Source organism: Paracoccus sp. P2 (genome assembly GCF_046335115.1).
Lineage (GTDB): Bacteria > Pseudomonadota > Alphaproteobacteria > Rhodobacterales > Rhodobacteraceae > Paracoccus > Paracoccus pantotrophus.
The window spans coordinates 80,740-94,978 of record NZ_JBGOSN010000018.1; the positions used below are offsets into that span (position 1 = coordinate 80,740).

14 protein-coding genes are annotated in these 14,239 nt (G+C 68.4%); 8 read left to right on the top strand and 6 right to left on the bottom strand.

Going from position 1 to position 14,239, the window contains the following annotated elements:
* Nucleotides 1-29: 29 nt before the first annotated feature.
* Nucleotides 30-371 (top strand): DUF2853 family protein, encoded by a 342-nt coding sequence (locus tag ACDP63_RS13185; RefSeq protein WP_024842671.1) that lies wholly within the window; start codon nucleotides 30-32, stop codon nucleotides 369-371.
* Between the two features lie 60 nt (nucleotides 372-431).
* Here the strand turns inward: ACDP63_RS13185 and ACDP63_RS13190 are convergent, their stop codons facing one another.
* On the bottom strand, nucleotides 432-1,049 hold the full coding sequence (locus ACDP63_RS13190; RefSeq protein ID WP_024842670.1) for an enoyl-CoA hydratase/isomerase family protein: 618 nt from the start codon (nucleotides 1,047-1,049) through the stop codon (nucleotides 432-434).
* Nucleotides 1,050-1,135: 86 nt separating this feature from the next.
* Between ACDP63_RS13190 and ACDP63_RS13195 the strand changes: the two genes are divergently transcribed.
* The 4 genes from ACDP63_RS13195 to ACDP63_RS13210 all read left to right on the top strand — a co-directional run bounded on the left by ACDP63_RS13195 (nucleotide 1,136) and on the right by ACDP63_RS13210 (nucleotide 5,560).
* Nucleotides 1,136-2,698, top strand: a complete 1,563-nt coding sequence (locus tag ACDP63_RS13195) for a DUF2125 domain-containing protein (protein ID WP_024842669.1) — start codon at nucleotides 1,136-1,138, stop codon at nucleotides 2,696-2,698.
* 97 nt (nucleotides 2,699-2,795) lie between these two features.
* Nucleotides 2,796-4,148: a TldD/PmbA family protein gene (locus ACDP63_RS13200; protein WP_024842668.1), complete on the top strand. Its 1,353-nt coding sequence runs from the start codon at nucleotides 2,796-2,798 to the stop codon at nucleotides 4,146-4,148.
* Nucleotides 4,135-4,956, top strand: a complete 822-nt coding sequence (locus tag ACDP63_RS13205) for a 3'(2'),5'-bisphosphate nucleotidase CysQ (protein ID WP_024842667.1) — start codon at nucleotides 4,135-4,137, stop codon at nucleotides 4,954-4,956. Before ACDP63_RS13200 ends, ACDP63_RS13205 begins: the two co-directional genes overlap by 14 nt.
* 58 nt (nucleotides 4,957-5,014) lie before the next feature.
* Entirely contained in the window at nucleotides 5,015-5,560 is a 546-nt protein-coding gene (locus ACDP63_RS13210; RefSeq protein ID WP_036747078.1) for a flavin reductase family protein, read from the top strand.
* A gap of 6 nt (nucleotides 5,561-5,566) precedes the next feature.
* Here the strand turns inward: ACDP63_RS13210 and ACDP63_RS13215 are convergent, their stop codons facing one another.
* From ACDP63_RS13215 to ACDP63_RS13235, 5 genes are all read right to left on the bottom strand, one after another.
* Nucleotides 5,567-6,043, bottom strand: coding sequence for a DUF2867 domain-containing protein (locus tag ACDP63_RS13215; RefSeq protein ID WP_024842665.1), 477 nt, complete (start codon nucleotides 6,041-6,043; stop codon nucleotides 5,567-5,569).
* Between the two features lie 78 nt (nucleotides 6,044-6,121).
* Nucleotides 6,122-6,772 (bottom strand): membrane integrity-associated transporter subunit PqiC, encoded by a 651-nt coding sequence (locus ACDP63_RS13220; protein WP_024842664.1) that lies wholly within the window; start codon nucleotides 6,770-6,772, stop codon nucleotides 6,122-6,124.
* Between the two features lies 1 nt (nucleotide 6,773).
* Nucleotides 6,774-8,840, bottom strand: a complete 2,067-nt coding sequence (locus ACDP63_RS13225; protein WP_024842663.1) for an intermembrane transport protein PqiB — start codon at nucleotides 8,838-8,840, stop codon at nucleotides 6,774-6,776.
* On the bottom strand, nucleotides 8,837-9,496 hold the full coding sequence (locus ACDP63_RS13230; protein WP_024842662.1) for a paraquat-inducible protein A: 660 nt from the start codon (nucleotides 9,494-9,496) through the stop codon (nucleotides 8,837-8,839). The genes ACDP63_RS13225 and ACDP63_RS13230 overlap by 4 nt, the downstream gene beginning before the upstream one ends.
* Entirely contained in the window at nucleotides 9,493-10,173 is a 681-nt protein-coding gene (locus ACDP63_RS13235; protein WP_024842661.1) for a paraquat-inducible protein A, read from the bottom strand. The genes ACDP63_RS13230 and ACDP63_RS13235 overlap by 4 nt, the downstream gene beginning before the upstream one ends.
* A 165-nt stretch (nucleotides 10,174-10,338) precedes the next feature.
* On the opposite strand from ACDP63_RS13235, the gene ACDP63_RS13240 reads away from it, so the two are divergent.
* The 3 genes from ACDP63_RS13240 to flgK all read left to right on the top strand — a co-directional run bounded on the left by ACDP63_RS13240 (nucleotide 10,339) and on the right by flgK (nucleotide 14,076).
* Entirely contained in the window at nucleotides 10,339-11,139 is an 801-nt protein-coding gene (locus ACDP63_RS13240) for a flagellar motor protein MotB (RefSeq protein WP_024842660.1), read from the top strand.
* Nucleotides 11,140-11,225: 86 nt separating this feature from the next.
* Nucleotides 11,226-12,566 carry a flagellar hook protein FlgE gene (locus ACDP63_RS13245; RefSeq protein WP_024842659.1) on the top strand — a complete coding sequence of 447 codons (1,341 nt, stop codon included), beginning with the start codon at nucleotides 11,226-11,228 and terminating at the stop codon, nucleotides 12,564-12,566.
* 52 nt (nucleotides 12,567-12,618) lie between these two features.
* On the top strand, nucleotides 12,619-14,076 hold the full coding sequence (gene flgK / locus ACDP63_RS13250; RefSeq protein WP_028709776.1) for a flagellar hook-associated protein FlgK: 1,458 nt from the start codon (nucleotides 12,619-12,621) through the stop codon (nucleotides 14,074-14,076).
* Nucleotides 14,077-14,239: the final 163 nt, after the last annotated feature.

Consider the following 14,239-nt stretch of genomic DNA (forward strand, 5'->3'; position numbering starts at 1 on the left):
ATGAACCAATCCGAAGGGGGGACAGAGCAATGAGCAAGCGCGACGATCTGATCGCCAAATACGCCGCCGACATGAAGGACAAGCTGGGCGTCACGCCCGACATGGACCTGCTGACCAAGGTGGTCATCGGCTGCGGGCCTTCGATCTACAACGCCGACGGGGAAACCGTGGCCGGATCGGACAAGGCCGAACTGGAGCGTATCAGGACCAACTACCTGATGAAAAAGCTGGGCCTGCCCGACGGCCCCGAGCTTTCCGCCGCCATCGACAAGGTGATCGCGAAATACGGCAGTTCCAACCGCAACAAGTATCGCGCGGTGGTCTATTACATGCTCTGCATGCATTTCGGCAAACAGGCGGCCTATGCCTGACGGCGGTGACGCAACGTCACGAAAGGCCGCGGCCAGGCGCTGAACGCCGGGCGGGCGCCGTCAATCCAGCATCCGCTTGATCGCCGCGACATGGCCGGCATCGGCGGCGCAGGCGTCGGCGGCCAGCGCCGCGGCCTCGTCCAGCAGCGCCTCGGGCGCGACCAGCCGGTCGATCAGGCCCCAGGCCAGCGCCTCTTCGGCCGGGATCTTTTGCCCGGCCATCAGGATCATCTTGGCGCGCGCCGGCCCGACCAATGCGCGCAGGCGCAAGGGATCGCTGGGCTGGGGCAGGAAGCCCAGGCGCATGACCGGATAGAAGATTTTCGCACCCGGCACCGCCAGCCGCAGGTCGCAGGCCAGCACCATGCCCAGGGCGCCACCCGCCGCCGTGCCGTTCAGCGCGGCGATGGTCAGGCAAGGCATCGAGGCCACGCGGGACGACAGCCGCTCCCATTCCGGGGACAGGGCCAGCCCGGCGCGGGCCTCGTCCAGATCGGCCCCGGCGGAAAACACCGCGCCCTCGCCGGTCAGGATCACGGCGCGCAGGGCGGGCTCGGCGGCCAGCGCGTCGAAAGCGGCGGTCAGCCCGGCCAGCATGGCGCCGGTCAGCGAATTGGCCTTGGCCGGGCGCGCGATGGTGATGCGTCCGATCCCGCCGACGATTTCCCTGGTGATCATCATTCCCTCCTTGGACCCGCGCGCTGGCTGTGGCAAAAGCCGGATCGGTGTTTCTTATGCAATTCTCGCCGGAAAGGTGTTATGAAATGAACCTGCGACTGACAAGCTCGGCCCTGGCGCTGGCCGCGATGACGGCCCCGGCGCTTGCCGATGTGACTTCGGAACAGGTGTGGCAGTCCTGGGTCGATTACTACCAGTCGCTCGGTTACAGCGTGACCGAGGGCAAGCGCGACAAGGCCGGCGACACGCTGACGCTCAGCGACATCGCCATCAGCGGCGGCGTGCCCGACAGCCAGGTCAGCTTCAGCATTCCCCAGGTCACGCTGAGCGAGGGGGCCGACGGCACGGTCAAGACGGTCTTCGCCGACCGGATGACCGGCGAGGCGCATGGGACCGATCCCGACGGGCAAAGCTACAGCCTGCCCTTTACCGTGGACATGCCGGGCAATGCCATCGTCACCTCGGGCGCGCCCGAGGACATGACGCATGACTTCGACTATCCCGCGATGGACTTCACCTTGACCACGATCAAGAGGGGCGACAAGGAAACCCCGCTGCCGATCAAGGTGGGCGTGGCGGATTCGACCGGCACCTTCCACATCATTGCCGGTGCACCGGCGAAATACGACTATGCGATGAAATCGGGCGCGATCACCTTCTCGGGCGACGTGGACAGCGAGGAAGGCGACAAGGTCAAGTTCGGGGGCAGCCTCGCCGATCTGGAAACCACCGGCGAGATGGCCGTCCCCTCCGGCATCAAGCTGGAAGAGGACATGAACGCCGCGCTGAAGGCCGGGCTTGCCATGAATGGGGTGCTGAAATCCGGCGCCATGGCGGTCAGCTTCGACTTTGCCGGCACCGACGAAGGCGGCGAGGCCACCAGCGGCGCCGGCAAATACGACGGCAAGGGCTTCGAGCTGAGCTTCGGCCTGTCGCAGGACGGCATGACCTACCAGGCGGGCTCGGATGCCGGCAGCTTCGAGCTGACCAGCAGCGACATGCCCTTCCCGATCAATTACGCCATCGAAAGCGGCAGCTTCGACATGCAGATGCCGGTGATGCAGTCGGATCAGGCGCAGCCCTTCAAGTTCGCCTATTCGCTGGCCGGGCTGACGCTGGGCGATGCGATCTGGAACCTGTTCGACGCGCAGGGCCAGCTGCCGCGCGACCCGGCCTCGCTGGACATCGACGTGACCGGGCAGATGAAGGTGGCCAAGGACATCTTCGACCCGGCCGGCATGGCGCCTGCCGCGGACGAGGCCCCGGATGAGGCTGAGACCGACGGCGCCGAGGGCATGGAGGCTGCGGAAGCCGACCCGCAGCCCTTCGAGCCGGTCGAGGTCGCGATCAACCAGTTCGCGCTGGTCGCGCTTGGCGCCAAGGTGAATGCCGAGGGCGCGCTGAAGGCCCCGGAAAGCGGCGACATGACCACCCCGGTCGGCGAGGTCCATGCCCGTTACGAGGGCGTGAACGGCCTGATCGACAAGCTGGGCGCCATGGGCCTGATCCCCGAGGATCAGATCATGGGCGTGCGGATGATGATGGCCATGTTCGCCAAGCCGGTCGCTGAGGGTGAGGACAGGCTGGAAACCAGGCTCGAGTTCAAGGAAGACGGCTCGATCTTTGCCAACGGCCAGCAGATCAAGTAACCCCTCCGGGGCGCGGCGCCCGGCGCCCTGACGGATCGCATTGCGGGGGCCGGGCGTTGGTGCCGCGGCCCCCGTGTCCTATTCCAAGGTGAACCGCATGTCCGAATACCATCGACTCGAGGCTTTGGCGCAGCAGCTTCTGGCGGCGGCGCGCAAGGCGGGCGCCGACCAGGCCGATGCCGTGGCGCTGGAGGCCGCCGCCGTCTCGGTCGATGTGCGCGCCGGGCATCTGGAACATGCCGAGCGCGCCGAGGGCGTCGAGATCGGGCTGCGCGTGCTGGTCGGCGGGCGGCAGGCCTGCGTCTCGGCCTCGGACCGCTCGGCCCGGACCATCGAGGAAATGGCGGTCCGCGCCGTCGCCATGGCGCGCGAGGCGCCGGTGGACGACACGCTGGGCCTGGCCGAGCCCGAGCAGCTGGCCCGCGACACCGACAGCGCCCGGCTGGACCTTTACGACCACGCGGCCGAGCCCACGCCAGAGCATTTGCGGGATCTGGCCTTGCGTGCCGAGGCGGCGGCGCTGGCGGTCGAGGGCGTGTCGACGGTCGAATCCGCCGGTGCCAGCCATTCGCAGCGCCGCATGTGGCTGGCGGCGACGAACGGCTTCTCGGCCGGCTACGGGCGCAGCGGCCACAGCCTGTCCACCGTCGCGATCACCGGCGAGGGGCTGGGGATGGAGCGCGACTGGGCCGGCGAAAGCCGGGTCCATGCCGCCGACCTGCCCGCACCCGAAGAGATCGGCCGGCTGGCCGCCGAACGTACCGTCGCCCGGCGCGGCGCGCGCAAGCCGCCGACCGGCGCCTTCCCGATCCTCTATGACGAGCGCGTGGCCTCGGGGCTGATCGGCCACCTGGTCGCGGCGGTGAACGGCGCCTCGGTGGCGCGCGGCGCCAGCTGGCTGCGCGATGCGCTGGGGGAACAGGTGCTGCCCAGGGGGTTCGCGCTGCGCGAGGATCCGCACCGGCCGCGTTATGGCTCTTCGCGCCTGTTCGACGGCGAGGGGCTGGCGACCGCGCCGCGGCTGATCGTGGCCGATGGCGTGTTGCAGGGCTGGACGCTGGACCTGGCCACGGCGCGCAAGCTGGGCATGGACTCGACCGCCAATGCCATGCGCGGTGCCGGCAGCCCGCCCTCGCCCGGCGTGACCAACCTGGAGCTGACCCCGGGCGACAAGACGCGGGACGAGCTGATCCGCGAGATGGGGCGCGGCTTGGTCGTGACCTCGATGCTGGGCGCCTCGATCAACGGCACCACCGGGGATTATTCGCGCGGCGCCGGCGGCTTCTGGGTCGAGAACGGCGAGATCGCCCATGCCGTCAACGAATGCACCATCGCTGGCAACCTGCGCGACATGCTGCTGCGCCTGACCGCCGCCAATGACCTGCCCGACTGGCGCTCGATGCGCGTGCCCAGCCTTCTGGTCGAAGGGATGACCGTTGCCGGCGAGTGACCTTGCGCTTCTGGAACAGGCCGCGCATGAGGCGGGCGAGATCGCGCTGCGCTATTGGCGGCGCGAGCCGCGGGTCTGGGACAAGGGCGACGGCGCCGGCCCGGTGACCGAGGCCGACCTGGCCGTCAACGCGCATCTGGAGCGCCTGCTGCGCAGGGCTCGTCCCGATTACGGCTGGCTGAGCGAGGAAAGCGCCGACGACCCGGCCCGGCTTCAGGCCGAGCATTGCTTCATCATCGACCCGATCGACGGCACTCGCGCCTTCATCGACGGGCAGGTCGGATTTTCCCATGCGCTGGCGATCACCCGCGGCGACCGGGTGGTGGCGGGCGTGGTGCATCTGCCGGCGCAGCGCACCACCTATGCCGCCTCGGCCGATGGGCCGGCGCTGCGCGACGGCAAGCCCATTGCCCCCTCGGCGCAGGGGTTGCGCGGCGCCCGCGTGCTGACCAGCAAGGCGAGCCTCGATCCCGTGCATTGGCGGGGCGCGGCGCCGCCGGTCAAGCGCAGCTTCCGCCCCTCGCTGGCCTGGCGGCTGTGCCTGGTGGCGGACGGGCAGTTCGACGCCACGCTCTCCACACGCCCGGCCTGGGAATGGGACGTGGCGGCGGGCAGCCTGATCGCCGCCCGTGCCGGCTGCCTGGCCAGCGACCTGTCCGGCGCGCCGATGCGTTTCAACGCCGCCCGGCCGCTGACCGACGGGCTGGTGGTGGCGGCGCCGGCGCTGCACCGCCAGCTGATCGCCGCCATGACACCCCGGATGGCGATGCCCGGCGGTCGGGTTGATGCGCCGCCGCCCGCCGACTAAGAAGGGGAAAAAGGCCGGAACCGCTCTGGCCATGTCCCGCAGATGACAGGGCCCGCGCATGAGCCGTCTTCCCCCCGCGACCCGCGACCGGCTGGCCGACGAGATCACCTTTCATCCCGCCAATGCCGAGGCGCGGCTGCTGCGCGAGGCGCTGGGGCGTTTCGCCACCGGCGTCACCGTGGTGACCACCACCGGGCCCGAGGGACCGCTGGGCATGACGGTGAACAGCTTCTCCAGCGTTTCGCTGGAGCCGCCGCTGGTGCTGTGGTGCCCGGCCCGCGCCTCGGCCCGGCACGCGGCCTTTGCCGGGGCGGCGGCCTGGTCGGTGCATGTGCTGGGCGCGGAACAGCTGGAGACCTGCCTGCGCTTCACCCGCGGCGGCCGGCAGTTCGAGGGGCTGGAGAGCGTGCTGACCCCCGAGGGCGTGCCGGTCATTCCCGGCGTCGCGGCGCGCTTCGACTGCATGGCCCATGCCGCGCATGAAGCGGGCGACCATTCGGTGCTGATCGGGCGGGTGCTGCGGGTCACGGTGGCAGGCCCGGGCGATCATCCGCTGGTCTTCGCCGCCGGCCGCTTCGGCCAGTTCGAGCCGGATGCCGGCTAGGCCGGGCTAGCCGCGCATCAGCCGGCGCAGCATGGCGCGCACGATCAGCCGATGCGCCGGCCCCACCACCAGCATATAGGTCCGGCCGAAGCGATTATGCGTCACCACCGAGGAGGTGATCGCCAGCTCTGCCCCGTGGGTCGAGATGCAGGTCATCACGTCCAGATGCCGGTCGCGCTCGGCCAGCACCAGCAGGTTGGGCGCGGTATGCTCGACCAGAAAGAAGTCCAGCCGCTGACCGGCGCGCACGCTGTCGCTGGGCGCCTTGCCCAGCCCGCCGATGCGCCGCACGCCGAACCGCGCCGACACCGCGTCGCGAATGCGGAAGGCCAGGCCCAGCAGGGGCAAGGGGCGGCTGCGGATACGGTTCCATGCCTCCAGCGGGGTGATCGGCGCGGGCAGCAGCACCGTTTGCCGGTCGAGAAAGTCCAGCCGCCCGGGCGGCGCCAGCAGCGGCACCCCTTGGATCTGATCGGCCTGCATTTCACCTCCGCTGCCGGGATGGGCGCAGTCTAGGCGGGGGCGGGAAGGCGGAAAGCCGTCAAACTGTCGCAGCCGGGTTCAGCTGCCCTCCAGCGGCGGCAGCGGCTGCGAGAAGATGTCGTCGATCCGCGGCAGCGGTGCGGTGCTGGTGCGGATCGACCGGCCCGGCCCGGACAGCGTGGCGATCTGCCGGGCAAGCCGGGCGATGGCCTGCGACTGTGCGCGGGCGATGGCGGCGGGGTTCTGGTCGGCAAGCGGCACGGAAATGTCGAAGCCGCGCGCCTGGTTTGTGCCGCCCGCGCCCTCGTCAGCGACGAAATAGCGCCCGGTCAGGCGATAGCTGCCGTCGGCCTGGGCCAGCGCCTTTTCCACCCGCACCTCCAGCCGGCGACGCGGCGGTTCGGCCAGCGGCCATGGCTCGGCGATCACCGTGGCGCCCGAGAGATCCGAGATGCTGCGCGCCAGCGTCAGCGTGAAGGCGCGCTGCGGATCGTCGGCCCAGAGCTGTTTCGTGTTCGAGCGCACCGCCCCGTCCCCGGTCTGCCAGCTGACCTCACCGCCCGAGGCGTATTCCGGCAAGGACACGTCCTTCAGCTCCGCCGTGCCCAGCCGGTCGGGCACCCGTTCGCCCGTCATCGGCGGGTCGATCAGGTAGCGCGCGGTCTTTTCGCCGTTCGAGCAGGCGCCGAGCAGGGCGAGGCAGGCGGCGGAGGCAAGGATCAGGCGCATCTTATCGTCCCAGGATGAAGGCTTGCGGATTGCGTTCGATGGTCCGGGCCAGGCTGCCGAAGGCATTGGCGGCGCGGCGCATCTCGCGCATCAGGTTGATGGTCTCGTTGTTGAAGCTGGAGCGGTCGCCATAGGCGGCGATCACCGCATCGGCCCGCGCCGCCAGCGCCTCGAGCCGCGCGGAAAGCTGCGGCAGGCGTTTCGCCGCGTCCGAGACATCCTGCGCCGCCGTGCTGGCCGAGGCGAGCGCCGTGTTCAGGCTGCCCGCGGCATTGCCGTCGCGCAGGTCGTTGAGCAGGCCGGAGGCCGCCTTCAGCGTCTCGGACAGATCCCTGGGCAGCCGTTCGGCATCCTCGGTGCCCAGAAGCGCGCGCACGTCCCTGAGGATGCCCTCGGCCTCGGTGCCGATGGCGGCATAGTCCACCGCCTCGATCTTGACCGCGGCGGCGTCGATCTGGTCGACCATGGCCGGCACGTCGGCGGCGGCGAGCTTGACCGCCTCGGCCGCTGCCGCCGCCTCGTCCACCATGCGGCGCAGTTGGCCCACCGCGCCGGATTCGCGCAGCTCGGTGGTGACTTGCCGGATCTCGCCGGCGGCGGCCTGCGCGTCCTCCAGCGTGCCGCGCAGGGCGCCGGGGATGGCGCGGGTATCCTCGCTGCTGGCGATGGCGGTGACGCTGTTCATCATGTCGGTGACGGATTTCAGCGCCTCCTCGATCGGCAGGTTGCCGACGCGGGTCAGGAAGCCCTGTGCCGTCTCGGTGAAATCGGAGATCTCGCCGGGGACCGAGGGGATGAGCGGATAGGGATCGCCGGCGCGGTCCAGTTCGGCCGGCGTGGCATCGGGCAGTTCGACCAGCTCGACCTGCAGCGAAGTGCCGAAGAAACCGGCGCTGGCGACGCGCGCCCGCAGGCCGGCCCGGACCTGGCCGGCCAGGAAGTCCAGCGCCTGCTCGGGCGTGGTCTCGTCCGGCAGGCCCAGGCGGGCGGGGGTCAGGGCCAGCGTCACCTCTTGCTCGATATGCTCGCGCCCCTCGGCATCGGCGATCACGCGGGCGGCCAGATCGGTGACGCGGCCGACGGTCAAGCCCATGAACTGCACGTTGGCGCCGGTCTCCAGCCCCTTGACCGATTCGCCGATGCGCATGGTTAGCCGCAACGCCTGCGCCTCGTCGGCGAACAGGTTGGTGCGCGCCGTCGCCTCGTCGGGTTGCAGGGTAAAGACATGGCCGTCCTCGACCGGCCGCCCGCCCGAGGTCAGGGTGGCGAATTCCGCCCCGCCCTGCAGCACCGAGGCCAGCGAGTTCACGTTCAGCGACAGGCCCTGCGCCCCCAGCGATACCGAAAAGCCCGAGGTGTCCCAGAACACCGTGCTGGTGGTCAGCCGCGCGTCATGCGGCGCGGCGATGAAGACATCGGCCAGCACGCTTTCGTCGTCCTCGGACAGGCGCAGGTTCTGCATCTGCCCGACCGGCAGGCCGCGGAACATCACCGGCGCGCCCTCGGTCATGCCGCGCGAACGGTCGGTCGAAAGCACGATCCAGGTGCCCTTTTCGCCGAAGCTGGTCAGCGGCGGCCGGTCCAGCCCCTGGAAGCGGGTCTGCGGCTCGTCCGGCTTGTCGTCCCAGAAGCCCTCGACGAAGGCGCCGGTCAGCACGGTGTCCAGCCGCGAGATGCCCTGGGCCGAGACCTGGGGCCGCACGATCCAGAACTGCGATTCGCTGTCGATATAGGGGGCCAGATCCTTGTCCACCCGCATGTTCACCAGAACCTGCTGCAGATCCTCGGTGAAGCGCACCGATTCGACCTTGCCCACGGTGATCTCGCGGAATTTCAGCGCGGTTTCGCCCGGCGTGATCCCGGTCGCGTCCTTGAAGGCGACCGAGATCAGCGTGCCGCGTCCGGCGATCATGTTCCAGCCCACGCCCAGCGTCACCACCAGCGCCGCGATCGGCACCAGCCAGATCAGCGGCAGCCCGGTCCGCACGGCGCGGGCGGCGGGCTTGCGGACGGGTTCGGCGGGTTTCAGGGGGGCGTCGCTGCGCTCGGGCGAGGGCCTGTCGGTCATTCATGGTCCTTGCGGCTGCGCAGCGGAAGGCCGCGCCAGATCAATCTCGGGTCGAAGCTTTGCGCGGAAAGCATGGTGAAGGCAACCGACAGCGCAAAGGACACCGCGGCAGGCCCCGGATGGATCGAGGCGACGAAGCCCAGCTGCACCAGCGCCGACAGGATCGCCACCACGAAGACGTCGATCATCGACCAGCGGCCGATGAACTCGACCACCTCGTAAAGCGCCAGCCGCTTGTGCGCGGCCCTGACCGTCGCCGGCCGCCCCGCCACCAGCGCCAGCCAGGCGATGGCGACGAACTTGCCGACCGGCACCATGACCGAGGCGGCAAAGATCACCGCCGCGATGCCGTAATTGCCGTAATGCATCAGTTCGACCACGCCGCCCAGGATGGTGGATTCGCTGTTGCCGCGCAGCCCGCCGAAGGTCGAGGTCTTGAGCATCGGAAACAGGTTGGCCGGGATGTAGAAGATGAACCCCGCCGCCAGCCAGGCCCAGACCGCGTTCAGGCAGCGCCGGTCGGGCGGCACCAGCGCGCTGCCACAGCGGCGGCAGGTCGTCTCGGCCTCGGGCCAGGCCCGGCCGCAGCTGCGACAGCCGACCAGCCCGGCGCGATGCGCGGTCAGCACCGGGGCGTCTTGGGCGGGCGCGCTCATGCCCGCGGCTCCGGCACGATCTCGCGCCCGTCGGTGGCCATGCCGGCATCCTCGATGGCGTCCCAGATCGTCGCGGCGCTGGTAAAGGCGTTGCTGGCGGCGTTGACCAGGATCAGCCCGCAAAAGGCCCAGAAGGCCGGGCCGAAGCTGATGTTGGCCAAGCCCCCCACCTTGACCAGCGCGATGGCGGTGCCGATGACGAAGATCTCGGCCATAGACCAGGGCCGCAGCGCCTCGGACAGGCGAAAGGCCGGCACGGCATGGGCAAAGGGCCGGCGTTTCCGCGCCAGCGGCAGCAGCGTATAGACCAGAAGCAGCGCCCGCAGCACCGGCAGCCCCACGATCATGCCCAGCACCGCCACGGTCAGCGGCATCAGGGCGCCGTGCGAAAAGGCCAGCGCCACGCCGAAAAGCGAGGTCTGGTTGCCGAACCCCATGCGCGAGATTTCCAGGAACGGAAAGAACACCGCCCCCACCATCAGCACCAGCGAGGCAAAGGACAGCGCGATGATCCGGGTGAAGGCGCCGGCGCGCGGGCTGGCCAGCAAGGTGTTGCAGCGCAGGCAGCGCGCGGTCTCGCCCGGCTCCAGCTCGCGCTCGACATGCAGCGCGTCGCAGCGCGGGCAGGCGGTCAGCCCGGCGCCGGTGGAGAGGTCGTATTCGCCTTCGGTCTGCATCGGCACAGAATATCCGCGCGCGGGGCCGGCGCAAGATGGCGCGGCTGCTCGCGGCTAGCCGGTCCCCGGCGGCGCCTGGGGGAAATAGGCGGCATTTGAGCGGTTAACTGGTATTTGGCGGCGCGGCGCGAGACCTTTCCCGGCAGGCAACGAAAGGAATGGTTCATGGCCGGGAACGGTGGCGGCGCCCCGATCATCATCAAGAAGGTTCAGGGCGTGTGCGAAGCCGGGCATCACGGCGGCGCCTGGAAGGTCGCCTATGCCGATTTCGTCACGGCGATGATGGCGTTTTTCCTGCTCATGTGGCTGCTGAACGCCACCACCGAAAAGCAGCGGCAGGGGCTGGCGGAGTATTTCAACCCGACGCTGATCCATTCGACCCGCAGCGGCCATGACGGGCCCTTCGGGGGCGAGGTGCAGGATGCCGAAACCGATTCGGGCCAGGGCGCCGGCGCCTCGCGCGACACGCTGGCCGCGCAGGCGCGCGAAGGCCGGGAAGCGGGTTTCGAGGAGATGGCCCGCCACGTCCAGGACCAGCTGACCGGCAGCGGCGCGGAATCCATGCAAAAGGTCAATCTGCTGCGCCATGTCGTGACCCGCATGACGGACGAGGGGCTGGTGATCGAGTTGACCGACCTGATGGACGAGCCGCTTTTCGTCGGCGACAGCGCCCAGCCGACCCCGGCGATGAAGGAACTGGCCGGCATCCTTGCGGGTGTGTTGGGGCGCATCAGGAACGAGGTCGCGCTGACCGGCCATGTCCGCGCCTATCCCGAGATGCTGATCCAGTCGCCGGTCTGGGCGCTGTCGGACGCCCGTGCCCATGCCCTGCGCAACCTGCTCGAGGGCTCGGGCTTCGACAGCGCGCGCATCCAGCGCGTCACCGCCTTCGCCGACCGGCGCAACCGGTCGGTGAACCCGATGGACCCCAACAACAACCGGATCGAAGTGATTTTACTGAGATGACCGGCCGGGCCGGGATGCCGTTAGCGGCATGTTAACCCCCGGCCGGCAAACTCCACGCAGAACGACTCAGACAGGGTGACAACAGAATGTCGATTTCATCTGCCCTCAGTGCCGGGGTGTCCGGGCTTGCCGCCAATTCCACGCGCCTGGCCAATATTTCCGACAATATCGCGAATTCCGGCACCTATGGCTACAAGCGGGTGGATACCAGTTTCGAAAGCATGGTGATCAACCAGGGCCGCGGCGGCGGGCTTTATACGGCCGGCGGCGTCCGCGCCTCGACCAGCCGGCTGGTGGACCAGCGCGGCAACCTGGTTCCCACCGCGCATCCGATGGACATCGCGATTTCCGGGCGCGGCATGCTGCCCGTGATCCATGCCGCCGCCCTGGCCTCGGGACCGGGCACGCAGCGCGAACTGGTGATGACGACGACCGGTTCGTTCCGCACCGACGATCAGGGGTATCTTCGCACCGGTTCGGGGCTGGTGCTGATGGGCTGGCCGGCCAATGCCGACGGCACGATTTCCAGCCAGCCGCGCGATTCTGCGACCGGCTTGCAGCCGATCCTGATCAATCCCAGCCAGACCGCGGCCGACCCGACGACGCGGATCAACCTGCGCGTGAACCTACCCGCCGACGACGCGGTCGCCGGCGCGGCCGGCGATGCCTGGGAAATGGAGGTCGAATATTTCGGCAACCTCGGCAATTCCGAAAGGATGGCGGTCAGCTTCACGCCCGAGGTGGCGGGCGCGGCCGGGACTCGCACGAACCGCTGGACGATGGAGATCCGCGATTCGGCCATCATCGACGATCCGGCTACCCCCGCCGACGACTCGCTGATCGGCGTCTACACGCTGGAGTTCCAGGGCGGCCAGTCCGGCGGCGGCACGCTTGCGGGCGTGACGACGGTCACGGGCGGCGCCTACAGCGCGGCAACCGGGCTTCTCACCGTCCCCGGCGCGAACGGACCGATGACCATCAACCTGGGCCGATATGGCGACAGCCAGGGGATCACCCAGCTCAGCGCCGGCTTCTCGCCGGCCAATGTGACCAAGAACGGCTCGCCTGTCGGGAACCTGACCGCGCTGGAGATCGACGAAAGTGGCCATCTTCGCGCCACCTATGACACCGGTTTCACGCGGACCCTGTATCAGGTGCCGCTGGTGGATGTTCCCAATCCGAACGGTCTGATCGCGATGGACAACCAGACCTACAAGATCTCGCCCCAATCCGGTGCGTTCTACCTGTGGGATGCCGGCGACGGTCCGACTGGCGCGATCGCCGGCTATGCGCGTGAGGCATCGACCACCGATGTCGCGGCCGAGTTGACCGATCTGATCCAGACCCAGCGCGCCTATACCTCGAACGCCAAGGTCATCCAGACCGTCGACGAGATGCTGCAGGAAACCGCCAATCTCAAGCGCTGACATTGGCCGGCGTGCTTCAGCCTGTCCCGCGCTCGGAAAACGGAGTTTGTAAATGAGCCTTTCATCCGCCATCTCCAATGCCGTTTCAGGGCTGACCGCGGCTTCGCGGGGCACGGAAGTCGTGTCCTCCAACATTGCGAACGCGCTGACGCCCGGCTACGGGCGCAGAGAGCTCGACCTGTCCTCGCGCCTGGCAGAACGCGGTGGCGGCGTGAGCATCGATGGCGTCAGCCGAACGGTCACGGCGGGGCTGATCGCCGACAATCGCCTGGCTCTGGCGGATGTCGGTTCAACCCGGACCGTGGCGGCCTTCCACGCCACCATGGAACAGGCCTTCGGCACCGGGACCGAGGCATCCTCGCTGGTCCAAACTCTCACCGACTTCGAATCCGCGCTGACCCGTGCGGCCGCAAGGCCCGACAGCGAAGCACGGCTGGCGACGGTGCTGGATACGGCCACGGTCCTGGCAAACAAGGTCAACGGCATTTCCGCCACCATCCAGGCCGAGCGTGGCAAGGCGGAACAGGCCATCAAGAATGACGTTTCGCGGTTGAACACCGCGCTTGAACAGGTGGCGAAACTGAATGCGCAGATCGTCACCGTAACCGCGCAGGGCAAGGATGCCTCGTCGCTGATGGATGCGCGACAGGCGATCATAGACAGCGTATCGGATATCGTGCCTATCAAGGAGGTACCGCGTGAAAATGGCCGGGTTGCCCTGTTCACATCCGGCGGCGCCATCCTGCTGGACGGCACCGAGCCGGCCAGGATCGGCTTCGACGCCGTCTCCGGCATCACTGTCGATATGACCGCGGCCAGCGGCGCGCTTTCTGCGCTGACGCTGAACGGCAAGCCACTTGGCGACCCGCAGAAAACCATGTGGAACGGCGGCAGTCTGGAAGCGAATTTTGTCATTCGCGACCAGATTGCCCCGGCTTACCAGCAGCAGATCGACGCTTTCGCCCGCGATCTATACGACAGGTTGTCCGATCCGGCGATCGACCCTTCCCTGAATCCAGGCGACCCAGGGCTGTTCACGGATTCCCAGGGCGCTTTCAGCTCTGCCGATGAAACCGGCTTCGCCAGCCGCATTGCGGTTAACCGGGCGGCAAACCCCGAAACGGGCGGACAACTTTGGCGGATCCGCGCGGGTATAAATGCGATCGACCCCGGCAGTTCGGGAGAAAGCGCGCTGCTTGATCGGCTCGGTATGGCAATTTCGACCACGCGTTCGCCGGCTTCGGCCAGCTTGTCCGACGCACCACGCGGCCTGCAGGGCCTTTCGGCAGACCTGTCTTCGGCTGTTGCAACGAATCGTATCCGAGCCGAAGCCAGCGCCATGCAAAGCAGCTCGCGTCAATCTGGTCTCCAATCGGCCCTTCTGGCGGAGGGGGTGGACAGCGACAAGGAAATGGAAAGCCTGCTCGCTTTGGAGCGTGCCTACGCCGCCAATGCCAAGGTCTTTCAGACCGCAAATGACATGCTGGATACTATCCTGAGGCTGACATGACCGCTTTTCATTCCATCGGCGATCTTTCCCGTTCCTATCAACTCCGCCTTGGGCAGCAGGGGGACTCTGTTGCACAAATTGACTGACGGTCAGAGTTCCCCTTTCCCCCGACGGAGTCATCCCACGGCTTGAGTTTCGGGTATGCCGAGTGCGGTGAAGCCGT

Bases quoted from the DNA above. Each gene is read 5' to 3' on its own strand.
- ACDP63_RS13185 (WP_024842671.1), top strand. From the start codon at position 30: ATGAGCAAGCGCGACGATCTGATCGCCAAATACGCCGCCGACATGAAG.
- ACDP63_RS13190 (WP_024842670.1), bottom strand. From the start codon at position 1,049: ATGATCACCAGGGAAATCGTCGGCGGGATCGGACGCATCACCATCGCG.
- ACDP63_RS13195 (WP_024842669.1), top strand. From the start codon at position 1,136: ATGAACCTGCGACTGACAAGCTCGGCCCTGGCGCTGGCCGCGATGACG.
- ACDP63_RS13200 (WP_024842668.1), top strand. From the start codon at position 2,796: ATGTCCGAATACCATCGACTCGAGGCTTTGGCGCAGCAGCTTCTGGCG.
- ACDP63_RS13210 (WP_036747078.1), top strand. From the start codon at position 5,015: ATGAGCCGTCTTCCCCCCGCGACCCGCGACCGGCTGGCCGACGAGATC.
- ACDP63_RS13215 (WP_024842665.1), bottom strand. From the start codon at position 6,043: ATGCAGGCCGATCAGATCCAAGGGGTGCCGCTGCTGGCGCCGCCCGGG.
- ACDP63_RS13220 (WP_024842664.1), bottom strand. From the start codon at position 6,772: ATGCGCCTGATCCTTGCCTCCGCCGCCTGCCTCGCCCTGCTCGGCGCC.
- ACDP63_RS13225 (WP_024842663.1), bottom strand. From the start codon at position 8,840: ATGACCGACAGGCCCTCGCCCGAGCGCAGCGACGCCCCCCTGAAACCC.
- ACDP63_RS13230 (WP_024842662.1), bottom strand. From the start codon at position 9,496: ATGAGCGCGCCCGCCCAAGACGCCCCGGTGCTGACCGCGCATCGCGCC.
- ACDP63_RS13235 (WP_024842661.1), bottom strand. From the start codon at position 10,173: ATGCAGACCGAAGGCGAATACGACCTCTCCACCGGCGCCGGGCTGACC.
- ACDP63_RS13240 (WP_024842660.1), top strand. From the start codon at position 10,339: ATGGCCGGGAACGGTGGCGGCGCCCCGATCATCATCAAGAAGGTTCAG.
- ACDP63_RS13245 (WP_024842659.1), top strand. From the start codon at position 11,226: ATGTCGATTTCATCTGCCCTCAGTGCCGGGGTGTCCGGGCTTGCCGCC.
- flgK (WP_028709776.1), top strand. From the start codon at position 12,619: ATGAGCCTTTCATCCGCCATCTCCAATGCCGTTTCAGGGCTGACCGCG.